Below are 26,075 nucleotides of genomic sequence, written 5' to 3'. Positions count from 1 at the left end.
GTCACAACCCCAACAGCGACAACATGATAAAGGTCGCAAACAACACAAAATGAGTCATCCCTTCGATGGCGTTAGTTTCACCATCATTAAGGTTGATCGCGCTGACAATCAGCGTGATAAACACCATCACCGTCTGCACCGGCGTCATCGCCATCTGGAACGGCTGGCCGGAATACAGGGCCATGGCCTCCATCACCGGCACCGTCAGGATCACCGTAGACAACGATGCCCCCAACGCGATATTCACCACCGACTGCATGCGGTTAGCCAACGCAGCACGCAGTGCCGTCAGGATTTCCGGCGCGGCAGAGATCGCCGCCACCACAATCGCCGTGATCACCGGCGGGGCGCCCGTGCCTTCCAGGCCCAGGTCGAGGGTTTTGGACATCACTTCGGCCAATGCGCCGATCACGATCACCCCAAACACCAGGGTGCCGATCGAGAACGCCAGGTTGACGGGGGGCGACTGCTCCTCTTCCGGGGTTTTCTTGCGGCGTTTTTCCGGGTAGCTGTAGCTGAAGAAGTAGCTGTGCGGCCCCACCTGCATGCGCAGGAACAAGGTGTACAGCACCACCATCGCGCCGATGGTGAAGGCCGAGTAGATTTTCCAATCCGCTTCGGGGATAAACTCCGGCACCACCATCGACACGCCCATGGCCGTAAGGATCATTACGCTGTAGGTGCGTGCTGAATCATCGTTGTAGGACTGTTCGCCATGCTTGATACCCCCCATCAGCGCGGCCAGGCCGAGGATGCCGTTGATATCGAGCATCACCGCTGAGTAAATGGTGTCACGCACCAGCGTGGGCGATGGCTCGTTGCTCATCATGATCGCCAGGATCACCACTTCCACCAATACCGCGGCGAGGGTCAGGATCATGGTGCCGTAGGGGTCACCTACCTTTTCCGCCAGTTGCTCGGCATGGTGCGCGACGCGCATCGAAGCCATCACGATAAAGGCGATCAGCGCCATGCCTGCCAGCAGCGCCACCAGTTGCCCGCTGTGGAGCATCCAGTGCTCCAGCGGGTAGGCGGCAATGGCGGCAATCAGCGCCAGCAACATGAATTTTTCTTGCTTGAGGGATGTGAGCATTCCGGGCCTTTTCATACAGCGAATCAGTCATTGATGGGGTACAGACTGCGCCAAGCCGCTAACGTTTCGTTACACCTTAGTTCACATCAACCTTGCGAGGGTGAGACAAATACTCTCCTGCTGGTCAGGTTTTGCCGATTATTTCAGCCATGGCCTGTAGAATGTCGCCATTGCACCTGATGAGATTTTAAAAATGTACGATTGGCTCAACGCCCTGCCCAAGGCTGAATTGCACCTGCACCTGGAGGGTTCGCTGGAGCCTGAGTTGCTGTTCGCCCTGGCCGAGCGCAACAAGATTGCGCTGCCGTGGAACGATGTCGAAACCCTGCGCAAGGCCTATGCCTTCAATAATCTGCAAGAGTTTCTCGACCTGTATTACAAAGGCGCCGATGTGCTGCGCACGTCCCAGGATTTCTACGACCTGACCTGGGCCTACCTGCTTCGCTGCAAGGCCCAGAACGTGATTCATACCGAACCCTTCTTCGACCCGCAGACCCACACCGACCGTGGCGTGCCGTTCGAAGTGGTGCTCAACGGCATCGCCGCGGCACTTAAGGATGGCGAGCAGCAACTGGGTATCACCAGCGGCTTGATCCTCAGCTTCCTGCGCCACCTGAGCGAAGCTGAAGCCGAGAAAACCCTCGACCAGGCCCTGCCGTTCCGTGACGCGTTCGTGGCCGTGGGCCTGGACAGCTCGGAAATGGGCCACCCGCCGAGCAAGTTCCAGCGCGTGTTCGACCGTGCCCGTCACGAAGGCTTCCTGACCGTGGCCCACGCCGGTGAAGAAGGCCCGCCCGAGTACATCTGGGAAGCCATCGACCTGCTGAAGATCCAGCGTATCGACCATGGCGTGCGTGCCATCGAAGATGAGCGTCTGATGCAGCGCATCATCGACGAACAGATCCCGTTGACCGTGTGCCCGCTGTCCAATACCAAGCTCTGCGTGTTCGACGACATGGCCCAGCACAACATTCTCGACATGCTCGAGCGTGGCGTGAAGGTGACTGTGAACTCGGATGACCCGGCGTACTTCGGCGGCTATGTCACCGAGAACTTCCACGCGCTGTACACCTCCCTGGGCATGACCCAGGACCAGGCCAAACGCCTGGCGCAAAACAGCCTGGATGCGCGTTTGGTCAAACCATAACCGAACAAGCGCTGCTCAACATGTGGGAGGGGGCTTGCTCCCGATAGCAGTGGATCAGTGACACATAAGTGCCTGACACACCGCTATCGGGAGCAAGCCCCCTCCCACCTGGTTTTGTGTTGACCTTAGATTTGGGTGAGCTCTTCCAGCGTCTTGCCTTTGGTCTCCATCCCAAACACCCACACCACCAGCGCCGCGACTGCAAAGCACAGCGCGCCCAGGGCGAACACCCCGCCCTGCCCGGTTATCGGGAATACCAGCCCGGTCACCAACGGCCCCAGCAGCGAGCCGACCCGGCCAATCGCCGAAGCAAACCCGGAGCCTGTCGCCCGCGCCGAGGTGGGATACAACTCCGGCGTATAGGTGTACAGCACGGCCCACATGCCAAACAGGAAGAACTGCATCAGCAGCCCCGAAGTAATCAGCAGGCCGACGTTGCCGCCAAACACCGCACTTTGCCCATACAAAAACGCCATCACCCCGCCGCCCAGCAGCGTCACGACGCACACCGGCTTACGCCCCCAGCGTTCGACCAGCCACGCCGCCATCAGGAAGCCCGGGATCCCACCCAGGGAGATAATCACGGTGTAATACACCGACTGGGTCACGGCAAAACCCGACTGCTGCAACAACGCACTCAACCACGACGTCAGCCCGTAAAAGCCGAGCAAGGCAAAAAACCACACGCTCCAGATCATCATTGTGCGTTGGCGATACTGCGCCGACCACAGCTGCTGGAACGCGGAGAAGAAAGTCCCCGGCACAGTCTCGACCCGTGGCAGGGCAACCGGCTCGGGTAAATCAGCGCGGCCCAGGGACTCGCGTACCTTCTGCTCAATGCCCAGCAACACCTTATCCGCCGCGTCATGCTTTCCGGCCTGTTCCAGCCAGCGCGGTGATTCCGGGATAAAGAACCGGATGGCCAACACAAACACCGCCGGCACCGCCAGCACCAGGAAAATGTCGCGCCAGCCAATCACCGGCAACAGGAAGTAAGACAGCACGCCCGCAGCTACGAAGCCCAACGGCCAGAAACCATCCATCAACGCGATGTAGCGCCCGCGCCCCTTGGCCGGAATCAGCTCCGACAGCATCGACTGAGCGATGGGAAACTCCATGCCCATGCCAATGCCCAGCAGGATACGAAACAACGTCAGCATCTCCACCGTCTGCGCCGTGGAACACAAGTAACTGGCAACACCCCACAACACGATGCTCCACTGGAACACCGGCTTGCGCCCGAAGCGATCGGCAAGCATGCCGGACAGCGAAGCGCCGATCACCATGCCGAAAAAGCTCGAACTGGCCAGTAATCCCGCCTGGGCGGTGCTCAAGCCAAACTCGGTTTTGATCGAGCCCAACAGGAAGGTCATCATCGCCAAGTCCATGGAGTCAAAGAAAAACGCCAAGGCGATGATGATGAAAATGATTCGGTGGTAACCACTGATCGGCAGCCGTTCCAACCGCTCCGCTGCGCTATAGCCTTGCATACCCATGCCACACCCCCCTTGTGAAAAATCCCCTCGGCGAGTGTGCGACATCGTTATCCCTGGCTATTGCTGGATGCGACCTGACTGAAACCCTGAACGACGCAAACCGCTGACGAGGCGCCTACACTGCCGCCAGCCGGTTGATTTCCACGAGCCCGATATCGGAAACCTGCAAGGCCCGCGACTCGTTGACCACACCGATCCAGCCCGACTGCAGAAACAGCTGCAACAATCCCGCGCCCAGCGCACCGCCCAGATGCGGTTGCTGCTGGCTCCAGTCGAAGCAATCGCAGGCCAACGGCGCCGCCAATGCCTGGGTAAAAATGCCCAGGCCTGCCAAATACTGCGCGCCCTTGACCGTGACCTCGGTACGCTGCTCATGGCGCTCGATCCAGCCTGCCTCCAACATCCGCTGGTACAGCCCCGCCGCCAGCTCGCCGCCAAGATGGCCGTGACACAGGCGGGCGCGCCGCAGCAGCGGTGGCGCCATCAGTGCCAGCGGCAAAGCATTCGGCGTGCTGCGCGCCGCGCTGGCCATGGTGGTACTGGCCAGCGCATCAATGGCGACACTGACATCCGCAGCCGCCACGCGAAACAACCGCTTGCCCCGTCGAGCCTCGGTTCGTAGCAGACCGCTACCGGCCAGGCGCGCCAAATGTGCATTGGCCGATGCCGACGACAGTCCGGCCAGGCTCGCCAGCTCTTCTGAAGACTTCGCCGAGCCGTCCATCAAGGCCCAGAGCATGGCCGTGCGTTTGGGCTCGGCGAGCAAGCTGGCGATCTGACTGATGCAAGGTGCTGCTTCCATGTATTCACTCCCTGTTAAACCATTTTTCTGCTGCGGTTGAGGCCAAAGTATAGGTGCGCAGACCAGCGGTTCCGCGGCGTCTGACAGCGCAGATCAGGACAGGGTATGAGTGAAACTTCCGACCGTGACGCAGGCTATTGCCTAGCAGCCATTCGCCCCAGTCGCTGCGCGGTCAATGTCGCACAGCGTGCCACGAGCATGTCCCGCAGCAGATTGATCGGTTTGCTCAATTGCGCACGATGGGCACACAACAAGTTGAGCGGCGTGCGCTCGCCCTGCAACTCCGGCAGGATCAAGCGCAAGCGTCCGGCCAGCACGTCGGTGCTTATATCCAGCCAGGACTTGTAGGCAATCCCCATCCCCGCCACCGCCCAGCGGCGCACGACATCGGCATCATCACTGAAGCGGTCACCGCTGACCGTCAGGCTTACATGACGCTTGCCGTCGTAAAAACCCCAGTGGTCATGCACCCGGCTACCGAGCATGTAGAGCAGGCAATTGTGTTGGGCCAGTTGTTCCAGATGGCGCGGCTCACCATGGCGGGCGAGGTAACTGGGGGCGGCACACAGCACTCGAATATTGTCCGGGGCGATGGGCAGCGCAATCAGGCTGGAGTCTTCGGGTTCGCCATAGCGCAAGGCGATGTCCACCGGCTGGCGGAACAGGTCGGCAATGCGATCACCCAGCAACAGGCGCACATTCAATTGCGGGTGTTGCTGCTGGAACTCGTCCAGCCACGGCACCAGCTGGTTACGCCCAAAATCCGATGGCGCCGACAATTGCAGCACGCCGCTGACATGATCTTGACCACTGGCCAACAGTCGTCGCCCTTCGTCCAGCGCACCCAGTGACGCACGCGCGTACTCCAGGAAGCCCTCGCCTTCGGCGGTCAGGCGCAGGCTGCGGGTTGAGCGCGCCAGCAAGCGCGTGCCCAGTTGCTGCTCGATACGCTTGAGCGCAGCGCTGGCCACCGCGGGCGACAGGTCCATGACCCGCGCCGCCGCCGACAGGCTACCCAGGTCCGCAGCGCGCACAAACAACTGCAAATCATCAAAACGCAGCATGCATTCCCATCCATTATCAAAATTTGGTTGAAACAGACTGCTGTTTTAGCCGCTTTTATCTGCATGGGAAATAGCCAATCATCTGCGCATTCCGTCATCACGTGCCAGGAGTTGAATATGTCCACCGCCTTTAACGTCATCGCCACGCTGATCGCCAAACCCGGCCAACAAGCCACCCTGGAACCCTTGCTGCGTGCCCTGCTGGAACCGACCCGCCTGGAAGCCGGTTGCGAGCAGTACGACCTGCATCAGGACCTGCAACACCCCGAGACCTTCTACATGCTCGAACGTTGGAGCGATGAGGCAGCACTGGCCGGCCATGACCGGAGCGCGCATATCCAGAGCTTTCGCGCCAAAGCCGCTGACGTGCTCGAACATTTCGAACTCAAGCGCCTGAAATTCCTTGCCTGATCCCCCCATCAAGTCCGCATCACGCCCCCTTTACCGGAGCCACCATGAAAGCCATTGCCTACTACGCTTCACTGCCGATCAACGACCCAAAATCCCTGCAAGACATCGAACTGCCGGAGCCCGTGGCCGGCCCGCGTGACCTGCTGGTGGAAGTCAAAGCCATCTCGGTCAACCCAGTGGACACAAAGGTGCGCCAGAATGTCGCCCCCGAAAACGGCGCCGCCAAGGTGCTGGGCTGGGATGTGGCCGGTGTGGTCAAGGCCGTTGGCAGCGACGTGACGCTGTTCAAGGCTGGCGACAAGGTGTTCTACGCCGGTTCCCTGGTACGCCCAGGCGGCAACAGCGAACTGCACACGGTAGATGAGCGCATCGTCGGCCATATGCCCAAGAGCCTGGGGTTTGCCGAGGCCGCTGCACTGCCGCTGACCGCCATCACCGCCTGGGAGCTGCTGTTCGAACGCTTGCAGATCATTGAAGGCAAGGAAGATCAAGGCCAGAGCCTGCTGATCGTCGGTGCTGCTGGCGGTGTGGGGTCGATCCTGACGCAACTGGCCAACCAGCTCACCGCGCTGAAAGTCATCGGCACCGCCTCGCGTCCCGAAACCCAGGCCTGGGCCAAGGCCCTGGGTGCCGACTTGGTGATCGACCACAGCCAGCCGTTGAGCGAAGCGCTGAAACAGGCCGGCCACCCGCAAGTGACCCACGTTGCCAGCCTGACCCAGACCGAGCATCACCTGGATCAACTGGTGGAGGCGCTGCAACCCCAAGGCAAGCTGGCGCTGATCGATGACCCCAAGGCGCTGGATGTGAGCAAGCTCAAGCGCAAGAGCCTGTCGCTGCACTGGGAGTTCATGTACACCCGCTCGATGTTCGAAACGCCGGACATGATCGAGCAGCACAACTTGCTCAACCGCGTGGCCGAACTGATCGACGCCGGCATCCTGGAAACCACGGTGGGCGAGCACTTCGGTGTGATCAACGCGGCCAACCTGCGACGTGCCCATGCGCTGCTGGAGAGTGGCAAGGCCAAGGGCAAGATCGTGCTGGAAGGGTTCTGAAAAAACGACTGTCAGTGTCGTCCGTTATTCATGTAAGTAATGGACGACACCATTAGTCCGAGAGTTGATCCTTGTCATATTTTTGCGGGGATTCGGGTTTATATTGGCCGCCTTTGCCACGAGTCTTTTACGCGAGGAAGTCAGCAATGAAGATCCTGATAAAAGCGTTAGCAAAATCCCCAGGCAGCCAATGGCAGGTTCGTCTCGACGGCGAAGCCATCACCTTTCGCAGTGAAGCCGAGGCCCGCGCCTTTGCCGATACCCTGCAAGCCCGTATCCAGGCGCCCCACCGCTTTCCCCTCGGCCAGCAACGCTCCGCCGCTGGCTGAGCCGCATTTCAGACCTGCGCCTGTTCGGCCCTTGCCCGTTGCAGGCGCTGGGTCGACATCGCAATCGTCACCGCCAGCACACCACACAAGCTGATAACCATGGCCATCGGCATCGCCGTGCCGTCGTGCAACACGCCGACCAACGACGCAGCCCCTGCCGCCACACCGAACTGAATGCAACCGAGCAACGCCGACGCACTGCCGGCCCGGGCGCCCTGCCCGCTCATGGCGCACGCCGAGGTATTGGGCAAAATGCAGCCCAGGCTGGCGATACAGATAAACAGCGGCACCAGCAAAGGCCACAAGGCCTCGGTGCGCAGCGCGGCGATACCCAGTAGCGTCAACGCCGCCACCACATACACCCACACCGTGCGCGACAACAAAAACGCCGGGCCGCGCTTGGCCAGCAACCGCGCATTCAACTGCGCTACCAGGATAAAGCCGGCGGCGTTGGAACCGAACAGCCAGCCGTAATGCTCGGCAGGTACGCCGTAGAGTTTGATAAATACAAAAGGAGAGCCGGCGATGTAGGCAAACATCCCGGCAATCGAGATGCCGCCGGTCAAGGCATAGCCGAGGTATACGCGGTCCGACAACAGCGAGCCGTAGCGACGCAACGAACCAGACAAAGGCTGGCGCGGCTGATCGGCCGGGAAGGTTTCCGGCAACCCGACTGCCACGGCAATTGCCGCCATTACGCTGAACAGCGACAGTGCCAGGAAGATCGATTGCCAGCCCCACACCCCGACCATCAACCCACCCGCCAAAGGTGCAAGGATCGGCGCCAGGCCGGTGACCAGCATCAGTTGCGAATACACCTTGGCCGAGCCCACCGCATCGCACTTGTCACTGACCACCGCCCGGGAAATCACCATGCCCGCGCAACCGCCAAGGGCCTGCACGAAGCGCGCACCGATCAGCCATTCCAGGGACGGTGCGTAGGCACAGGCGAAGGACGCGAGGGTAAACAGGGTGACGCCACTGAGCAGCGGCACACGCCGACCAAAGCGGTCGGCCAATGGACCGTAGATCAATTGGCCAATGGCCAGGCCGGCGAAGTACACCGCCAGGGTCAACTGGATATGTTTTTCATCGGTGGCAAAGGCCGTGGCCATTGCCGGAAAGCCCGGCAGGTAAAAATCGATCGCCAACGGCGCAAAGGCGCTCAAGGCGCCCAAAATCAGGATTATGCGGAGGTTCATCAGACACCCAAGTGAGTCGGCAGCCCGACAGTCTAGCCGCGCTTGGGTGCCATGAACATTACGTTAGGTCGCTAACGATCAGAAAAAATCACGCCAGCTTGGCGGTGTAGCCCTCCTCGGTGATCAGTTGGATGACCTTATCCGAGGGCAGACTGCTTGCCACGCGCACTTCTTTGGCGCCCAAATCGACTTCGACACTCGCTGCCGGATCCTGGCTCTGTACCGCCTGGGTCACCGATCGAACGCAATGGCCGCAGGTCATTCCTTCAACACTGAATATTTGCATGACATGACTCCTTTGATGAGGTTGGGCACAGTTTGGAGCTTGCCACGATGGCAAGGTCAAGTTTCAAAAAAATCGGCCGGGCTGGTATTCGCAGGCAACGTCGGCCAAGCTTCAACTTTCCTTGCTGTGAACCACGGAGCATTCGCCATGCGCTGGTCGTTTTTTGCCCTTGCCGGCCTGATGAGCCTGTCTGCTGCTGCGCCCCAAGCCCTTGCCGCTGAAGATTATGCGGTGCTGATCATTTCCCGCGAGCGCCTGGAGGTGCCGACCAACTGCGAGATCGGCCTGTATATCCAGGACCAGTTGGCCGGGCGCCTGTTCCAGGAACAGGCCACCTCGTTCAATCTGCCTGCGGGCGATGTATCGCTGCGCCTCAAGCTGTTACCGGGTCAGTCCGGAGGCTGCCTGCCCAGCCTGCTGGCGCCACCGGCGCAGAACATTACCTTGAAGGCTGGCGATGTACGCAAATTGCGTATCGCTCAAGGCCCGGACGGCATGTACCTCAAGCCTGCGGCATTGGAATACTGAAGACGCTTGACCTTCCCCACAGGTTAAGGTTGATCCTAAGGGCAACTTCTCCTGGAGGACTGTCCCATGAATGGATCCACCACATTTGACTTGCCCATCGGCGGCATGACCTGCGCCAGCTGTGCCGGCCGCGTCGAACGCGCGCTGGGCAAGGTGCCGGGGGTACAGCGTGTCAGCGTCAACCTGGCCAACGAACGCGCGCATATCGAAGTGCTCGGCCAGATGGACGCCAGCGTACTGATCGCCGCAGTCGACAAGGCCGGCTACACCGCCACCCTGCCCCAAAGCGAAACCGCCACCGAAGCCGACCAGGCCCGACGCCTGCGCCGTGAGCGCTGGGCGTTGGTGGCAGGGATCCTGCTGGCGTTGCCCTTAGTGCTGCCAATGCTGGTGGAACCCTTCGGCCTGCACTGGATGCTCCCCGCCTGGATACAGTTTGCCCTGGCCACGCCGGTGCAATTCATCCTCGGTGCGCGCTTCTATGTCGCGGCATGGAAAGCCGTACGCGCCGGCGCTGGCAATATGGACCTGCTGGTGGCGATCGGCACCAGCGCCGGCTACGGCCTGAGCATCTATGAATGGCTCACCGCCGCCCCCGGCGTGACGCCGCACCTGTACTTCGAAGCCTCAGCGGTGGTCATCGCCCTGGTGCTGCTGGGCAAATACCTGGAAAGCCGCGCCAAACGCCAGACCGCCAGCGCGATCCGCGCCCTGGAAGCCTTGCGCCCGGAACGGGCGATCCGCGTGCAGGATGGCCGCGAAGAAGACGTCGCGATCAATGCGTTGAAGCACGGTGACCTGGTGCTGGTCAAACCCGGCGAACGCTTCCCGGTGGACGGTGAAGTGGTGGAGGGCCAAAGCCATGCCGATGAGGCGCTGATCAGCGGTGAAAGCCTGCCGGTGCCTAAACAGCCAGGCGACCCGGTCACCGGTGGCGCCATCAACGGTGAAGGCCGTTTATTGGTGCGCACCCTGGCCCTGGGGGCCGAGAGCGTGCTGGCGCGCATCATTCGCCTGGTCGAAGACGCCCAGGCCGCCAAGGCGCCGATCCAGAAACTGGTGGATAAAGTCAGCCAGGTATTTGTACCAGCGGTATTGGTCTTGGCGTTGATTACCGTAGTGGGCTGGTGGTGGTACGGCGCATCCTTGGAAACCGCAATCATCAATGCGGTTGCCGTGCTGGTGATCGCTTGCCCTTGCGCCCTGGGCCTGGCCACACCGACCGCGATCATGGCCGGCACCGGCGTCGCCGCGCGCCACGGCATTCTGATCAAGGATGCCGAAGCATTGGAGCGCGCCCATGCGGTGAGCGCCGTGGTTTTCGACAAGACCGGCACCCTCACCTCCGGCGCGCCGAAAATTGCGCACCTGGCGGCCGTGGATGGTAACGAAGCACTCTTGTTGCAACAGGCCGGCGCGTTGCAACGCGGCAGTGAACACCCATTGGCCAAGGCCGTGCTGGATGCGTGCCAGGAGAAAGGTCTGGACGTGGCCGATGTGAGCGCCAGCCAGTCCCTGACCGGGCGCGGCATTGCCGGCACGCTGGACGGTCGGCCACTGGCGCTGGGTAATCGACGCTTGCTGGAAGAGACGGGCTTGGAGGCGGGCGAATTGGCTCAGCGCGCCAAGGATTGGGAAGCCGAAGGCCGCACCTTGTCCTGGCTGATCGAGCAAGGCGCGCAGCCTCGCGTGTTGGGCCTGTTCGCGTTTGGTGACACCCTCAAGCCCGGCGCACTGGAGGCCGTGCAACAACTCAAGGCGCAACACATCAGCAGCCACCTGATCACCGGCGATAACCACGGTAGCGCTCGGGTCGTCGCCGAGGCCTTGGGTATCGACGACGTGCACGCCGAGGTACTGCCCGCCTACAAAGCGGCTGCCGTTGCCGAGCTGAAAAAAACCGGCGTGGTAGCGATGGTCGGCGACGGCATCAACGACGCCCCAGCCTTGGCTGCGGCCGATATCGGCATCGCCATGGGCGGCGGCACCGACGTGGCCATGCACGCGGCCGGCATCACCTTGATGCGTGGCGACCCACGCCTGGTGCCGGCGGCCCTGGAGATCAGCCGCAAGACCTACGCGAAAATTCGCCAGAACTTGTTCTGGGCCTTTGTGTATAACTTGATCGGCATTCCCCTGGCCGCCTTCGGCTTGCTCAATCCGGTGCTGGCCGGTGCGGCGATGGCCTTGTCCAGCGTCAGCGTGGTGAGTAATGCCCTGTTGTTGAAAACCTGGAAACCCAAGGACTTGGAGGATCAACACCCATGAACATCGGCCAAGCCGCCCGCACCAGCGGGCTGAGCGCAAAGATGATTCGTTACTACGAATCCATCGGCCTGCTGAAGACGCCCCATCGCACTGACAGCGGCTATCGCGTGTACGGTCATGACGACCTGCACACCCTGACGTTTATCAAGCGCTCGCGGGACCTGGGGTTTTCACTGGAAGAAGTCGGCAAGCTGCTGACCCTGTGGGAAGACCGCCAACGGGCCAGCGCCGACGTAAAAGCCTTGGCGCGCCAGCACATCGACGAGCTGAATCACAAGATTCGCGAATTGGGGCAACTGCGCGACACCTTGCAGGACCTGATGGAGCACTGCCAGGGCGATCATCGACCGGACTGCCCGATACTCAAGGAGTTGGCAGCGGGCAACTGCTGCGCCTGATGCTCTAACTGGCTACACGCAAATCCGAATGTGGGAGGGGGCTTGCTCCCGATGAGGGAGTGTCAGTCAACACATCTGTCGCTGACACACCGCCATCGGGAGCAAGCCCCCTCTTATCAAACTACAAGTAAACTACTGATTTTATAGAGTTAAAATTTAGTCCTAACGCCGGATATTTTGGAGGCGGTCCAGGTTGCTGCGCGACGGCGCCACGTCGACGATGTGACCGGGTTGTTGGGACGAGTACATATCCGTTGCTTAGGTAACGGCCACTATAGGTTCCGCCCTTACGGCGGCTCACTTTGCAAAAGCGGCAAAGTAAGCAAAACGCTCTTGCCCCCGGCGTTTTTCAAGGTAGTTGTCGCGTCAACCGTCTGCTATGCCGCTTTTTGTTCGGTCTGCTGTTCCCTATCCGGATTCAGCAGCACCGTTCCTACTGGTTCCCAGTTACGTGTTTGTCCTGACCACCGTTCAGGTCTTTTCCGGCGCTCCCGCTCATACAGCTCATGACGCAGCGCCAGTATCTGATGATCTTTCCCTCCATGGCGCTCTGATGGGGTGACGAAGCGGATCCGGCTGTGCCTGTGTTCGCTGTTGTACCACCGCATAAAATCCCTCACCCAAGTCCGTGCAGCGTCTAAGCTGGCGAAGCCTTCCAAGGGCCATTGCGGGCAGTATTTCAATGTTCTAAACAGTGATTCCGAATACGGGTTGTCATTGCTTACACGTGGACGACCGCGAGAAGGCGTGATACCCAGCTCATACATTTTGCTTAACAGCGTCACCGATTTCATTGGCGCTCCGTTATCAGAGTGCAATACCAAGGGCTCACGCAGGCACTTCTCATTGATCACGCTACGTTGCAACAGCGCAGCAGCTTTTTCACCACTTTCTTCATCATAAACTTCCCAACCTACCGCCTTGCGGCTGTAAATATCTTCGATCAAATACAGGTAAAAATACTTACCGCGTATGGGCGAAGGAAGATACGTGATGTCCCACGACCACACCTGATTAGGCCTCTGAGCTGCGTGCGTTGTCGGCATTACTACGCGCCGAGGTCGTCGACTACGACCTCTGTGGTGTTGTTGGCCGGCTGCTCGCAAGATGCGATAAAACGTAGCTTCCGACGCCAGATACCGTGCTTCGTCTGCCAGGCGCGGAACGATCTGGCTGGGAGGTAAATGGGCGTATAGCGGGCTGTTGCACAGGGTTACGATGGCTTGTCTTTCAATTTCACTCAGCGCATTACGCGGCTTGGGCCGCAAGGTGGTGGTGCGCGCATCGGCCTGTAACTCTGGCGCCTGAGTCCAGCGCTGCAAGGTTCGCAGCGACAGTCCAACCTCTTGGCAAGCGCGTAATTTTCGGGCGCCTGCGACGATGGCTTCAATCAACCAACCCACCAACAACTGCCGTTCCGGCAAAGAAGTCAGTTGTCCTCGCCGTCGGTCCCCCAGTAATCGTTGAGCTTTTTTCGCAGCACTAACAACGCTGCGGTTTCGGCCAATGCAGCGTCTTTACGGCGCAGATCGCGCTCCAGCTCCAGGATGCGTTTTTTGTCTTTACGCGTCTGCTCATGGTCAGCCATTTTTTGGATCTGCACCGCCTCTTGACCGCTAATACAGGCTTGACGCCAAGCATTGATCTGCTCGGGGTAAAGGCCGTTTCGACGGCAGTACTCACCTAATTCAAGTTGCGTCAGGCTGGCTGTTTCAATGACAGCGGTCAACCGGGCCTCAGCAGACCATTTATCAGAAAGCGATATATCTTCTGGCACTTTGCTTCCTTGGACACTGGCCATCTTGCGCCAGGTATACAGCGATACATCGCTGACCCCTTCACGGCGACAAACTTCGGCTACCGTCAGGTTCAGCGGGGGAAGCAACATCTTAAGCAATGTGGCTTTACGTTCGGGTGAATAGTACGTCACAACCTGTCTCTTTCCGCCCTCGGTATGCTTTTTTGGGGGTAAATCAGGAGAGGCGACAACTATCCTGACACCGGGGGCCCCACCACTCGGCACCTCGCTTAGGCTCGGTGTGCCCGTAATCCGACAGGGATTTGGTGGGCCGCCGCCACGCGCCATCCATGGCGCGGGGCGGCTAAACCGGCATCCCTGCCGGTTTACCCCCCAAATCCCCGTCGAATTCCGGCCAGCGTGGTTTAACGGGGCGCCTGAGATCAAAAACACAGCGAGGCGGCCTTATAGCCGACCTGATCGTTGAAGCGTGCGCGTACCCCTGTGGGAGCGGGCTTGCCCGCGAAGGTCGTTAACGATGACGCGGGAAACCAGACAGAACGCGGCGTTCTCAGGTTTTTCGCGAGCAAGCTCGCTCCTACAGTAAAGCAGACGCGCCGCCAGCGTATCTGCGATGCGCAGCGAGTCGCTCTTGATCTTGCTTTTGATCTTAGGCGCCCCGTTAAACCACGCTGGCCGAACGCAGGCTTGAAGCCGTGGGTAACCCGGCAGGACGCCGGGTTAGCCGTCCTGGGCCAGGGATGGCCCATGACGGCGGCCCACGGATTCAAGCCGGAGTGAGGGCACACCGAGCCTGGGCGAGGTGCCGAGTGGTGGGGCAAAAGCGCTTTGGTTACTTTCGCGCTTTTCGAAAGTGACCCGCTGTAAAAGCGGAACCATAAGTGGCCGTTACCTAAACAACGGATATGTACCCAGGCCGAAAACCAACATCCTGCTCGGCTGTCAGGCTGCCACGGGAGCAAGCTCCCTAGTTTGCTGCGCGACAGCGTCACATCGAAGATGTGGTGGGGGCTCCCACATTTTGATCTTCATCTACCCGAAGATCACTGCATCCAAGGCGGCGGCGGTGGTTCGTCCGGCACTTTGCTCGGTGGCGCATCATCCGCCGCACGAATCGCCTGGCGACGCTCTTCATCCAGCCGCGCCGCTTCGATCTCGCGGATCACACCGCCCACATCCGCCAGTTCTTCCGGTTCGTCGAACTCACCGGTCAATACACTGGCCGGGTGCAAGGTACCGGCTTCGTACAGCGCCCACATTTCCTTGGCGTACTTGGTCTTCTTCAACTCCGGGGCAAAACGCCCGAAGTAGGAAGCCATGTTGCCAACGTCGCGCTCCAACATGCTGAATGCATGGTTGTTGCCCGCCGCATCCACCGCCTGGGGCAGGTCGATGATCACCGGGCCCGTTGGCGTGAGCAGTACGTTGAATTCCGAAAGGTCACCGTGCACCAGGCCGGTGCATAGCATCAGCACGATCTGGGAGATCAGGAAGGCGTGGTATTCACGCGCCTGGTCCGGCTCCAGCACCACGTCGTTCAGGCGCGGCGCCGCGTCGCCGTACTCGTCGGCAACCAGTTCCATCAGCAGCACGCCTTCAAGAAAGTCATACGGCTTGGGCACGCGAACGCCGGCACCGGCCAAGCGGAACAGCGCCGCAACTTCGGCGTTCTGCCAGGCGTCCTCGGTTTCTTTCTTGCCGAACTTGGAGCCCTTGGCCATGGCCCGGGCCTGGCGGCTGTTACGGACCTTACGGCCTTCCTGGTATTCGGCCGCCTGACGAAAACTTCGTTTGTTCGCCTCCTTGTAAACCTTGGCGCAACGCAATTCGTTGCCGCAGCGCACCACATAAACAGCTGCTTCTTTACCACTCATGAGTGGGCGCAGCACTTCGTCGACCAGACCGTCTTCGATCAGGGGTTCAATGCGTTTAGGAGTCTTCATCAGCTTTTATTGTGGGTCCTGTATTACCAAACACGCGTGTGGCACTCGTTATACGGCAATCGGCTCGCCGGTGGGAGAGGCTACCGACCTCTGACCACTCAAGAATGCATGCAATGGGCCAATTTTGTCGTTAATCAGCGTTCGATAATCGCCGTCACCCCTTGGCCGCCCGCAGCGCAAATCGAAATCAGCCCGCGGCCTTTGCCCGCCGCGTCCAACAGTTTGGCGAGGTTGGCGACGATACGCCCGCCGGTGGCGGCAAACGGATGGCCCGCCGCCAGGGAACTGCCCTTGACGTTGAGCCGACTGCGGTCGATGGACCCCAGCGGCGCATCCAGCCCCAGGCGGGTCTTGCAATAGTCCGCATCTTCCCACGCCTTGAGCGTGCACAACACCTGGGCGGCGAAGGCTTCGTGAATCTCGTAGTAATCAAAGTCCTGCAGGGTCAAGCCGTTGCGGGCCAGCAAGCGCGGCACCGCATACACCGGCGCCATCAACAGGCCCTCGGCGCCGTTGACGAAATCCACCGCCGCCGCTTCGCCATCACGCAGGTACGCCAGGATCGGCAAGCCGCGCTCCTTGGCCCAGGCTTCACTGCCCAGCAGCACCAGGGAGGCGCCATCGGTGAGCGGCGTGGAGTTGCCGGCGGTGAGCGTGCCCTTTGCGCTGCGCTCGAAGGCTGGCTTGAGGCTGGCAAGTTTTTCCAGTGTCAGGTCGGGCCGCAGGTTGTTGTCGCGGGTGAGGCCAAGAAAGGGCGTGAGCAAGTCGTTGTGCCAGCCTTCGGCGTAGGACGCGGCCATTTTCTGATGACTCTCAAGCGCAAGCTGGTCCTGTTCGGCGCGGGGAATCTGCCAGGTCTGCGCCATCAGTTCGCAATGCTGACCCATGGACAAGCCGGTGCGTGGTTCGCCATTGCGCGGCAGTTCCGGCTTGAGGTGCTGGGGACGAAGTTGTAACAAGGTTTTTAGTTTATCCCCCATGGATTTACCGCGATTGGCTTGCAGCAAAAGCTTGCGCAAGCCTTCGTTCACCCCGATCGGGGCATCGGAGGTGGTGTCTACGCCGCCGGCAATCCCACATTCGATCTGGCCCAGAGCAATTTTATTGGCCACCAGCAACGCCGCCTCCAGCCCGGTGCCGCAGGCTTGCTGGATATCGTATGCAGGGGTTTGCGGCGACAGGCGCGAGCCGAGCACGCATTCGCGGGTCAGGTTGAAGTCTCGGGAGTGCTTGAGTACCGCGCCGGCGGCTACCTCGCCCATGCGCAAGCCGTGCAGGTTGTATCGCTCGATCAGGCCCTCCAGCGCGGCGGTCAGCATCGCCTGGTTGCTCGCCGTGGCGTACGGGCCATTGGAGCGGGCGAAAGGAATGCGATTACCGCCAATGATCGCTACACGGCGCAATTGAGTCATGGAAAGCTCCCTTGTGAAGGTGGGTGTAATCATCAAGCCTAGCCTAGGCTCAATCGAACGACTGCCACCCCAGGGTGGTCAACCCTTTGAACCCCAGCCTTCGGAGAGCGTTCCATGTCTGACCGTTATATCGACTTCGCCAACTCAAGCCTCGGCCATCGCCTGGTCGCCGCCATTGGCCTGCCGTCGCCGGTACGCCTGGAACGCTGGCAAGCTGGGCGCCTGCGCCCGGTCGAAGGTGCGCTGCTGCTCGGCGGGGGCTCGTTGACGACCCAGGTGCTGGCGTTTGCCAATCGACTCACCGACGCGGTTTACAGCTACGGCGCCGAAGCCTCGACGGCAACCGCGTGGATTCCCGGGCACGGCCCCAAGCTCAAGGCGGTGGTGTTCGACGCCAGTCACTTGCAGCACACCGACCAGCTCAAGCAACTGCGCGAGTTCTTCCAGCCTCTGCTGAAAAACCTCGATCACAGCGCACACCTGGTGATCCTCGGCCGCGCGCCGGAAAGCCTCAGCGATCCGTTTGCCGCCAGCGCCCAGCGTGCCCTGGAAGGATTCAGCCGCTCCCTGGCCAAGGAGTTGCGCAGCGGCGGCGTATTGCAATTGCTGTATGTGAGCGACGGCGCCGAGGACCAGCTGGAAGGTGCGCTGCGGTTTTTCCTGTCGCCGAAAAGCGCTTATATCTCGGGCCAGGTCATCCGCCTGGCGGCCTGCGACACCCCGGTCGAGGACTGGACGCGTCCGCTGGCGGGGCGCAAAGCCCTGGTCACTGGCGCCGCCCGTGGCATCGGTGCGTCCATTGCTGAAACCCTGGCCCGCGACGGTGCCGAGGTGATTCTGCTCGACGTGCCCCAGGCCAAGGCCGATCTCGAAGCCCTGGCTGCGCGCTTGAATGCGCGTACAGTGGTGCTGGATATCTGCGCCGAAGACGCCGCCAGCCAACTGGTCGAACACCTGCCCGACGGCCTCGATATCCTGGTACACAACGCCGGCATCACCCGCGATAAGACCCTGGCCAATATGACCCCGGAATACTGGGACGCCGTGCTGGCCGTCAACCTCAATGCCCCGCAGGTGCTGACCAAGGCCCTGCTCGACAGCGGCACCCTGCATGACAACGCACGCGTAGTGCTGCTGGCCTCGATCAGCGGTATTGCCGGTAATCGCGGGCAAACCAACTATGCCGCGAGCAAGGCCGGCTTGATTGGCCTGGCCCAGGCCTGGGCGCCCCTGTTGAAGGAACGCGGAATCAGCATCAATGCCGTGGCGCCAGGCTTTATCGAAACCCAGATGACCGCGCATATCCCGTTCGCGCTGCGTGAAGCGGGGCGTCGCATGAGTTCATTGGGCCAGGGTGGCTTGCCCCAGGATGTGGCCGAAGCGGTGGCCTGGCTCGGTCAGCCAGGTTCCGGTGCGGTCAGCGGCCAAGCGCTGCGGGTATGTGGGCAAAGTCTTCTGGGAGCGTAAATATGCAATGGCACACCTTGGACAGTTCGCCCTCTTTACTGCCGTTGTATTGGCGAGCGGCGCTCAAGCGCAAGATCACCGGCAGCACCTTGCCCGAACACGGCTTGCGTTGCCGGGTCAGCGTCAACCCCAAGGCCGTCGCGGCTTACCGAAAGGTCTGCGGGTTTGCCGATGGCCCGATGCTACCGGCGACCTATCCGCACATCCTGGCGTTCGGCCTGCAGATGCAGTTGCTGACTGACAAGGCGTTTCCGTTCCCCTTGCTGGGGCTGGTTCACCTGAGCAATCGCATCCGCATTCATCGCCCCTTGGGTGGCGTGGGCGACCTGGGCATCGGCGTCTATGCCCACAACCTTCAGCCCCATGCCAAAGGCGCGACCTTTGACATTGTGACCGTCGTCGAAGATGCCCTGGGGCTGCTCTGGGAGGCCGAAAGCCAAATGCTGTGTCGCGGCGTGAAGCTTGAAGGCGATGCAGTGGATAAAACCTCCCAGGCCCATGGCCCGACCAGCGAGCTGACACGCTGGAAAGCGCCTGCCGATATCGGCCGCCGCTATGCCCGCGTCTCTGGCGATTACAACCCGATCCACCTCAGTGCGCCGACGGCCAAGTTATTCGGCTTTCCCCAGGCCATTGCCCATGGGCTGTGGAATAAGGCGCGCACGCTGGCAGCGCTGGGAGAGCATCTGCCGGCTGCCAATATTGAGATCGAAGTCGAATTCAAGAAGCCCGTGCGCCTGCCCAGTGAAGTGATATTGATGAGCAGCGCGGCCGGTTCCAGTGGCGAGTTGGCACTCAAAGGCGCGGGAGACATTCAGCATATGCTCGGCAAGTGGCAGCCGATCGCCTGAAACATACTGCGTAATTGTATATATACACCCAAAGTTATAGCGGACCTCACGAGGTCCGTTTTTTTATTCAACTCACTGATTTAAAACATTTAAGGCTTTATCAACCTATTCTCCATTACACCCTTCGTATTAGTCGTTAAGCCGACTAAGACCTTATGTATATAAATCGTTAATACCAAGTTGAGCGTTGCACGAAATAGTGCCTGGGTCTGTGATGACCACACGGACAAACCTATCGCTACCCAAGAAGTAGCGAGGGTTTGAAACAACCAAGGTTGTACCAGGTGCAAGGAACTCAATCATGAAAACTCAAGTAGTGTTTTGGAAAGCAAGTACCGCTCTGGCCCTGATCATGGCGATGAGCCTCGGCGGCTGCAGCAGCGGTGGTGGCGGGCATAAATCCAGCGTGGCAGCCTCCTCACCGGATGCCGGAGCAGGTGCGGGCACAGGTGGCGGTGACGGCGGCACAGGTGGTGGCACTGGCGGAACTGGCGGTGGCACTGACGGAGGCACGGGTGGAACCGGCGGCGGCACCGGCGGCACTGACGGAGGCACGGGTGGGACCGGCGGCGGCACTGGCGGTACTGACGGAGGCACGGGTGGGACCGGCGGCGGCACTGGCGGTACTGACGGAGGCACCGGTGGGACCGGCGGCGGCACCGGCGGCACTGACGGAGGCACGGGTGGGACCGGCGGAGGCACTGGCGGAGGCACTGGCGGCACAGGTGGCGGCACCGGCGGCACAGGTGGCGGCACCGGCGGAACGGGTGGTGGTACTGGCGGCGGAACAGGCTCGACAACCACCCCACTGATCACCGGCCAGATCGCCGGCACCCTCGGCACCACCGTGGGCAATGTCGGCGCAGCCGTGGGTGATCTTGGCTCTACCTTGAACGGTGTGCCCATCGTTGGCGTTACCGCTGGCGGCCTGGTGACCTCGGCAGGCACCGCTGTCACCAGCATCGGTACCGGCGTGACCTCCGGCCTGGGCTCGCTGGGCACCAATAGCAACTCCCTGGGCATTACCGTGGCAGGCGTAGGTAATGGCGTCGCCGACCTGGGTGGCGGCCTCTCGACCACCGGCCAATCGCTGTCGACCACCCTCAGCGGTGTCCCTGTGGTCGGTGGCTTGACCGGCGGTGTAGGCGGTGCGGTCGGCGGCGTAGTCGATAAAGTCGGCACCACGGTGACCATGCTCGGCGATACTCTCAGCACCGCCAGCACCACTGGCCCGCTGGGTTCGCTGACCAACACCCTGGGTGGCAAAGTAGTGGTGCCTGTGGTGTCGCTGGTGGAAAACACCACCGGCAATCTGGGCACCGCAACCGGCCTGGGCACTCCCGTCAATGGCCTGCTGGATAAAGTCGGCTCGACGGTCACCAGCCTGGGTACCCAAGTCGCCAGCACCGGCGGCACCGGCAACCCGGTCACCAGCGTGGTCGGCAGTGTGCTGACCGGCGTCGGTGGCACACTCGATAAGTCCGGCGGTTATGTCGCACCAACGGGTGGCACTGCTGCCCCCGGCATACCGGAACTGGTGGGTGGCCTTGTGAGTAACGTGGGTACTGGCTTGAATGTGGGCAACAGCAACGGCACCGTCAGTGCAGCCGGTGTAACCGGTGGCGCGCTGGGCAACACCATCGCCTCCGTAGGCACCGTGCTGGGTGGTACGGGCGTCGCCAACACCGGCGCCACGGCACCGGTCGCAGCGGTCGCAACCAATGTCGGCGCAGCCCTGAACCCCGTGACCTCCGGCGTCACTGCGCTGACGCAAAACATTGGTAACACCACTGGCGTTGGTGCTCCGGTCAACGGCCTGGTGACGCAAGTCGGCGGCGCTGTGAGCAGCCTGGGCACTAACCTCACCACCACCAATGCCAACCCGGTCACCAATACTCTCGGCACCACCGTTACGGCGGTCGGCAACACCGTGAGCTCGGTGGGTGGCCTGGTCACCGGCGGCACTGGCGGCACCAGCGGTGGCCTGCTTGGCGGCCTGAACATCGGCGCCAGCACCACAACCACCGGTACTGCAACGACAACAACCGGAGGCACCACAGCAACGGGCGGTCTTGGCGGTTTGTTGAACGGCCTGACCGGAAAATAGAATTGCACCTGGCCGATTAGACGGCCTCCCCTACAGCGCCTACGCTTGGTTGAGACGAGAGACCCTGAATAAGTCTCTCGTCTTTTTTATGGGCGGCGACATAGGTGATGAATCGCCACCCTCCCGAACCGCGTCCCAGAACCCGGCGGGCCCGAAGCGCTGCTGCAGTTGACCATGGAGTGTCCTATGCGCGTATTGACGCCGTTGTTATTGCTAACCCTCAGTGCTTACGTCCAGGCCGAGCCCCTTCCCAGCTTTTTGAACAGTAACGACACGATCCGTACCCTGCCGGTCCCCAACCTGCCCGCCGACGCCTATCGACCGGTCACGCCGAAAACCCAAGTGCCTGAAACGCCGCCGACTGCCGGCCAACCCTTATTGATGGACACCAAGGTCACCATCCGCAAGCTGCAGATCGAAGGCGGCACCATTTACCCGCTTACCGAGACGGCTCAAGTCTACGCACCGCTGATTGGTCGCGAGACCAACCTCGCACAGTTGATCGAAGCGACCCGTGGCATAACCCGTCGCTACCAGGAGGACGGTTACCTGCTGTCCTATGCGTTCCTGCCGCAGCAAAATTTCGAAAACGGTCTGGTCCGCGTCGTCCTGGTGGAGGGTTACATCAAGGACTACCAGCAAACCGGCGACATCGGCTCGGTGTCGGCCTACGTCGATAAACTGGCGCAAAAGTTGTTGGCCGAACGCCCGCTGACGCGCAAGACCTTCGAACGCTACACCACGCTGATGAGCCGCATTCCCGGCCTGACCGTACAAGCCCAGGTACCGCCGCCGGGCACCACCGATGGCGCCACGCACATGCAGATCCAGGCCAGCCGCAAGCCCTTCACCACCAGCATGAGCCTGGTGCAGAAAAGCCGTGGCGGCACCCAGGCGTTGCTCAGTGCCACCAGCAATTCGCAAACCTTCCTGGGCGAGCAGCTCACCGTCAGCGGCCTGTTCCCGCCGGGTGAGGATAAAGAGCATTACTACCGCGTGGACTACAACCAGTTCATCAATGCCGAAGGCAGCCAGTTCGCACTGGCCGCCGAACGTTACCGCGCCGACCCCAATGCCAATGTGCAACTGGACGGCGGCTTCCAACTTAAGCCGCACCAGTCCGTGGACCGCTACTCCATTGGCCTGAGCCACCCGCTGATTGCCTCGCCCACCGAATCGTTGACCCTGGGCACGCGCCTGTATGCCGTGGACCAGACCACCCGATACAAACTGGTGGGCTACCCGCTGCGTTTTGATATCGAATCGAACCTGCGTGCCCTGGCGTTCGAGGGAGATTGGCGCAAGGCTGATGCGCGGCAATTGCGCATTATCAGCGGCGGCCTGTACCGGGGTATCGACGGCCTGGGCGCCAAAGCCCGCAGTGACCTGGACGTGGCAAAGCCCGACCTCGACTTTTTTCGATTGCGCCTGTCCGGGGTGCAAAGCAACAAGTTCTTCGATAACTGGCAAGGCGTGCTTTCAGGCGCGTTCTACTGGAGTAACGACACATTGCCCGACAGCGAGCGCGCCACTTTCGGCGGGCAGAATTTCGGCCGCGGCTACCCCGATGACCAAGGTTCGGGCGACAAGGGCTGGGGCGCGGCCTACGAGGTCAACTACAGCTATAACCGCGCCGGTGACTGGGTGAAAGTCCTGCAACCCTATGTCGTGCTCGACCGCGCCAGGACCTGGTTCAATGAACTGCCGGTCAAGGCCAGCGATATGTCATCGGCGGCCGTGGGCCTGCGCTTTGGCGACAACAAGTACTACAACATCGCCCTGGAAGCGGCCAAACCGATGTCGGACATCGCCCTGGACAGTTACAACCGGCGGCCGCGGTATACGTTGAGTTTCAGTTATCAGCTCTGACCCAGCCGATGCCTTAACTATAAATGTGGGAGAGGGCTTGCCCTAATGCCAGTCAGTTAAGCGGTCATCGCCTCCTGTAGGAGCGAGCTTGCTCGCGAAAAACGTCAACGATAACGCGTGTTTGCTGAATGAACGCGGCGCCTGTAAGTTTTTCGCGAGCAAGCTCGCTCCTACAAAAAAGCCTTAACTGACTTGCATTAGGGCTTGCCCCCGATGAGCACGGGTATCTACACAGCGCTGACGTAGCGACCGCCAGTAACCACGATGCGAAGCGAGCCGCTCTTGATCTTGATCTGCTCTTGATCTCAGGCGCCCCGTTAAACCACGCTGGCCGGAATTCGACAGGGATTTGGGGGGTAAACCGGCAGAGATGCCGGTTTAGCCGCCCCGCGCCATGGATGGCGCGTGGCGGCGGCCCCCCAAATCCCTGTCGGATTACGGGCACACCGAGCCTGAGCGAGGTGCCGAGGGGTGGGGCAAGAGCGTTTGGTTACTTTGCGCTTTTCAAAGTGACCCGCTGTAAAAGCGCAACCAATAGTGGCCGTTACCGCAGGAATGGATATGTACACGGTCTGATCCAACATCCTGGTCGGCTGTCAGGCCGCCATCGGGAGCAAGCCCCCTCCCACATTTTTGGAACTGCGCACGGCAACTACCGAAGTGGAAACAGGCTGTTGAGGGTATCGATCAAGCGCACCAGATAGATCGGTTTGCGAAACAGATCCAGCACCTGCAGGCGCAGCATGTCACTGACATCATCCATCTCGGCATGACCGGACATCACGATCACAGGCAAATGCGAGCGCGAGGTGTGTTCGCGCAGGCGCTTGATCAACGAAATCCCGCTTTCCTCGGGCATGCGCAGGTCAGTGATGACCAACGCTATATCAGGGTGAAGTGTCAATTCTTGCAGGGCGAAAGTAACGGAGGTGGAAGTAAAACAAACGAACCCCTCGTTTTCGAGGGATTCGGCTAACTCGACCAGCGCATCCTCCTCGTCGTCCACCAATAGGATTTGTTGGCGGGGTGACGACGGGTGGCTCATGGGCAGTACCTGATAAAAAAGATCATCGTAACGACAACCTGCAGTACTTACGGTTATGTCGCTGCCGGCAGTGCATCGGACACCTGCTCGAAGACACCTTTTATTTTATCGCCAAGCCCAGTACCGAACCCAATGATTACCAACGCAACTATCGCCACGATAATCACATATTCAATGGCCGATGCCCCGTCTCTGCGACGCAAGAACAACTGAGCGTGAATGTAAAACTTCAAGAACAGGTCAAGGATCATAAGACTTCTCCTTCATGCGCCACAAAGCGCCGTTACTGCTGGCTCGCACAATGATTGCTGTGTGCCACTAGAGCATTGTCAACAAAATTGACACTCACAACTGTAAGAATGAATTAATCACAAAGTATTAGTCGCCGCGCTGCCACTCCTTGTCCGGCCTTTAGGGCGTCGGATTTAGCCTTCAGATAAATTTCTTGTGCAGTAATGGCATTTCGTCCTAGCTGAGCTACCTTCAAATAGCCAAATCGTTAGTTGTTCATCACAGCCAAGTTGCGAAATTAACTCGTTTGGATTAACGGGCATAAGCAGTGCAACAGGATAGGGAGAGCCGTCATGAACAGTCGCATCAGCATGGTCCTGGCTGGCTTGCTGCTTGTCGGAGCATTGATTGCGGGTTATTGGGGCCTGGTGTTGAGTCGTCCAACCGCACCAGTGGTTGCGCCCTCTCCAGAACCTGTCATTTCTGTTGAAAAAACCGTAACTGCTGTCGAAGACCAAACCCGCCAACCCGTGGTGGTACTGGTACACGCGGTGCCCGCTTTTGCCCCTCTTACCGCTGCCGATGTGACCGTGGAAAAATTGCGCACCGTTCCCGCCGGCAGCCTGACCAGCCTCGACCAGGCAATCGGCCGCACGCCCTTGCGCGCCCTGGGTGCCGGCACCTGGCTAAACGATGAAAGCTTCACCGCCGGTGGGCCGCTGGCCCGCATGATCCGTGCGAATGAACGCGCGCTGGCGGTCGCCGTCGATGAGGTCATCGGTGCCGGTGGCCAACTGAGCCCCGGCGATTACGTCGATGTCTTGCTGTTCCTGCGCCAGGACAACGCCAATGCCGAGCAATCGGCGCAGGTGATCATCCCTGCGATACGCCTGCTCAGCGTCGGCGACCAATTGGGGCTGGCCAACGACGGCACACCGGCAGTGCCGCCACCGGCCAGCGCCGAAGAGCGCGCCCAGGCTGCACAACGGCGTACCGCTGCGCGCAGTGTCGTGCTGGCGGTGCCCGAACCGTTGCTGAGCCGGCTGATGCTCGCCTCCCAGGCCGGCACGCTGCGCCTGGCCGTGCGCAGTGCCGACGAACAATTACTCAGCCGCTATTGGGCCGGCGAAAGCGACACGCCGGACAAAGTGCAAAGCGCCAACCGCGACCTCTACCAATTCACCCAACTGGCCCTCACCGGCCCGCCGAAAAAAATCGCCGCCACGGTTGCCGACACCGGCCAGCGTCGGGGCGTCGAAGTGATCCGTGGCGCTTCCGCAGCCCAACAAACCCCTGATTGAACAAGGAT

At 60.7% G+C, this 26,075-nt stretch carries 23 protein-coding genes and 1 pseudogene; 13 read left to right on the top strand and 11 right to left on the bottom strand.

Annotated features, from left to right (window positions below):
• Position 1: 1 nt before the first annotated feature.
• Positions 2-1,093: a calcium:proton antiporter gene (locus tag QYQ93_RS04220; protein WP_338476402.1), complete on the bottom strand. Its 1,092-nt coding sequence runs from the start codon at positions 1,091-1,093 to the stop codon at positions 2-4.
• Positions 1,094-1,286: 193 nt separating this feature from the next.
• On the opposite strand from QYQ93_RS04220, the gene QYQ93_RS04215 reads away from it, so the two are divergent.
• Positions 1,287-2,240, top strand: coding sequence for an adenosine deaminase (locus QYQ93_RS04215; RefSeq protein ID WP_043051475.1), 954 nt, complete (start codon positions 1,287-1,289; stop codon positions 2,238-2,240).
• A gap of 125 nt (positions 2,241-2,365) precedes the next feature.
• On the opposite strand, the gene QYQ93_RS04210 is transcribed toward QYQ93_RS04215, so the two are convergent.
• From QYQ93_RS04210 to QYQ93_RS04200, 3 genes are all read right to left on the bottom strand, one after another.
• Complete coding sequence (locus QYQ93_RS04210; protein WP_338476401.1) at positions 2,366-3,736, bottom strand: MFS transporter; 1,371 nt, start codon at positions 3,734-3,736, stop codon at positions 2,366-2,368.
• Positions 3,737-3,851: 115 nt separating this feature from the next.
• Positions 3,852-4,538: an ArsR/SmtB family transcription factor gene (locus tag QYQ93_RS04205; RefSeq protein ID WP_217881407.1), complete on the bottom strand. Its 687-nt coding sequence runs from the start codon at positions 4,536-4,538 to the stop codon at positions 3,852-3,854.
• Between the two features lie 134 nt (positions 4,539-4,672).
• Complete coding sequence (locus tag QYQ93_RS04200; RefSeq protein ID WP_124399221.1) at positions 4,673-5,602, bottom strand: LysR family transcriptional regulator; 930 nt, start codon at positions 5,600-5,602, stop codon at positions 4,673-4,675.
• A 117-nt stretch (positions 5,603-5,719) separates the two neighbouring features.
• On the opposite strand from QYQ93_RS04200, the gene QYQ93_RS04195 reads away from it, so the two are divergent.
• The 3 genes from QYQ93_RS04195 (at position 5,720) to QYQ93_RS04185 (ending at position 7,400) form a co-directional block, all read left to right on the top strand.
• The gene (locus QYQ93_RS04195) at positions 5,720-6,013 is read left to right on the top strand and encodes a putative quinol monooxygenase (RefSeq protein ID WP_338476400.1); all 294 of its coding nucleotides are present in this window, start codon (positions 5,720-5,722) and stop codon (positions 6,011-6,013) included.
• Between the two features lie 44 nt (positions 6,014-6,057).
• Complete coding sequence (locus QYQ93_RS04190) at positions 6,058-7,071, top strand: zinc-binding alcohol dehydrogenase family protein (protein ID WP_338476399.1); 1,014 nt, start codon at positions 6,058-6,060, stop codon at positions 7,069-7,071.
• Positions 7,072-7,217: 146 nt separating this feature from the next.
• Positions 7,218-7,400, top strand: coding sequence for a hypothetical protein (locus tag QYQ93_RS04185; RefSeq protein ID WP_043051481.1), 183 nt, complete (start codon positions 7,218-7,220; stop codon positions 7,398-7,400).
• An 8-nt stretch (positions 7,401-7,408) separates the two neighbouring features.
• Here the strand turns inward: QYQ93_RS04185 and QYQ93_RS04180 are convergent, their stop codons facing one another.
• On the bottom strand, positions 7,409-8,602 hold the full coding sequence (locus QYQ93_RS04180; RefSeq protein WP_338476398.1) for a multidrug effflux MFS transporter: 1,194 nt from the start codon (positions 8,600-8,602) through the stop codon (positions 7,409-7,411).
• Between the two features lie 88 nt (positions 8,603-8,690).
• Positions 8,691-8,888, bottom strand: coding sequence for a heavy-metal-associated domain-containing protein (locus tag QYQ93_RS04175; RefSeq protein ID WP_043051483.1), 198 nt, complete (start codon positions 8,886-8,888; stop codon positions 8,691-8,693).
• Positions 8,889-9,035: 147 nt separating this feature from the next.
• Between QYQ93_RS04175 and QYQ93_RS04170 the strand changes: the two genes are divergently transcribed.
• From QYQ93_RS04170 to cueR, 3 genes are all read left to right on the top strand, one after another.
• Positions 9,036-9,416 (top strand): hypothetical protein, encoded by a 381-nt coding sequence (locus tag QYQ93_RS04170; protein WP_046070752.1) that lies wholly within the window; start codon positions 9,036-9,038, stop codon positions 9,414-9,416.
• Between the two features lie 66 nt (positions 9,417-9,482).
• The gene (locus QYQ93_RS04165; RefSeq protein ID WP_338476397.1) at positions 9,483-11,684 is read left to right on the top strand and encodes a heavy metal translocating P-type ATPase; all 2,202 of its coding nucleotides are present in this window, start codon (positions 9,483-9,485) and stop codon (positions 11,682-11,684) included.
• Positions 11,681-12,082 carry a Cu(I)-responsive transcriptional regulator gene (cueR, locus tag QYQ93_RS04160; protein WP_043051486.1) on the top strand — a complete coding sequence of 134 codons (402 nt, stop codon included), beginning with the start codon at positions 11,681-11,683 and terminating at the stop codon, positions 12,080-12,082. The genes QYQ93_RS04165 and cueR overlap by 4 nt, the downstream gene beginning before the upstream one ends.
• A gap of 377 nt (positions 12,083-12,459) precedes the next feature.
• On the opposite strand, the gene QYQ93_RS04155 is transcribed toward cueR, so the two are convergent.
• A protein-coding gene (locus QYQ93_RS04155; RefSeq protein ID WP_124421718.1) for an IS3 family transposase occupies positions 12,460-14,012 on the bottom strand; the annotation gives its coding sequence in 2 pieces (ribosomal slippage) (positions 12,460-13,550 and positions 13,550-14,012; 1,554 coding nt in all).
• Between the two features lie 291 nt (positions 14,013-14,303).
• On the opposite strand from QYQ93_RS04155, the pseudogene QYQ93_RS04150 reads away from it, so the two are divergent.
• Positions 14,304-14,426 (top strand): annotated as a pseudogene (locus QYQ93_RS04150) (outer membrane lipoprotein carrier protein LolA); the annotation flags it as partial.
• Positions 14,427-14,884: 458 nt separating this feature from the next.
• Here QYQ93_RS04150 and QYQ93_RS04145 read toward each other — a convergent pair.
• Positions 14,885-15,784, bottom strand: coding sequence for a PA4780 family RIO1-like protein kinase (locus tag QYQ93_RS04145; protein ID WP_043051735.1), 900 nt, complete (start codon positions 15,782-15,784; stop codon positions 14,885-14,887).
• 134 nt (positions 15,785-15,918) lie between these two features.
• Positions 15,919-17,196, bottom strand: coding sequence for an acetyl-CoA C-acetyltransferase (locus QYQ93_RS04140; protein WP_043051734.1), 1,278 nt, complete (start codon positions 17,194-17,196; stop codon positions 15,919-15,921).
• Positions 17,197-17,310: 114 nt separating this feature from the next.
• Here QYQ93_RS04140 and QYQ93_RS04135 point away from each other — a divergent pair, with 114 nt between their 5' ends.
• From QYQ93_RS04135 to QYQ93_RS04120, 4 genes are all read left to right on the top strand, one after another.
• On the top strand, positions 17,311-18,663 hold the full coding sequence (locus QYQ93_RS04135; RefSeq protein ID WP_338476396.1) for a 3-oxoacyl-ACP reductase: 1,353 nt from the start codon (positions 17,311-17,313) through the stop codon (positions 18,661-18,663).
• A 2-nt stretch (positions 18,664-18,665) separates the two neighbouring features.
• Positions 18,666-19,514: a MaoC family dehydratase gene (locus QYQ93_RS04130; protein ID WP_338476395.1), complete on the top strand. Its 849-nt coding sequence runs from the start codon at positions 18,666-18,668 to the stop codon at positions 19,512-19,514.
• Between the two features lie 301 nt (positions 19,515-19,815).
• The gene (locus QYQ93_RS04125; RefSeq protein ID WP_338476394.1) at positions 19,816-21,621 is read left to right on the top strand and encodes a collagen-like triple helix repeat-containing protein; all 1,806 of its coding nucleotides are present in this window, start codon (positions 19,816-19,818) and stop codon (positions 21,619-21,621) included.
• A gap of 186 nt (positions 21,622-21,807) precedes the next feature.
• The gene (locus QYQ93_RS04120; protein WP_338476393.1) at positions 21,808-23,490 is read left to right on the top strand and encodes a ShlB/FhaC/HecB family hemolysin secretion/activation protein; all 1,683 of its coding nucleotides are present in this window, start codon (positions 21,808-21,810) and stop codon (positions 23,488-23,490) included.
• A gap of 652 nt (positions 23,491-24,142) precedes the next feature.
• Here the strand turns inward: QYQ93_RS04120 and QYQ93_RS04115 are convergent.
• Positions 24,143-24,535 carry a response regulator gene (locus QYQ93_RS04115; RefSeq protein WP_043049505.1) on the bottom strand — a complete coding sequence of 131 codons (393 nt, stop codon included), beginning with the start codon at positions 24,533-24,535 and terminating at the stop codon, positions 24,143-24,145.
• A gap of 53 nt (positions 24,536-24,588) precedes the next feature.
• Positions 24,589-24,786, bottom strand: a complete 198-nt coding sequence (locus QYQ93_RS04110) for a Flp family type IVb pilin (protein WP_043049504.1) — start codon at positions 24,784-24,786, stop codon at positions 24,589-24,591.
• Between the two features lie 333 nt (positions 24,787-25,119).
• Here QYQ93_RS04110 and cpaB point away from each other — a divergent pair, with 333 nt between their 5' ends.
• Entirely contained in the window at positions 25,120-26,067 is a 948-nt protein-coding gene (gene cpaB, locus QYQ93_RS04105; RefSeq protein WP_338476392.1) for a Flp pilus assembly protein CpaB, read from the top strand.
• Positions 26,068-26,075: the final 8 nt, after the last annotated feature.

Source organism: Pseudomonas khavaziana (genome assembly GCF_036704165.1).
Classification (GTDB): Bacteria; Pseudomonadota; Gammaproteobacteria; order Pseudomonadales; family Pseudomonadaceae; genus Aquipseudomonas; species Aquipseudomonas khavaziana.
This window is presented reverse-complemented; position numbering and strand designations above follow the sequence as displayed.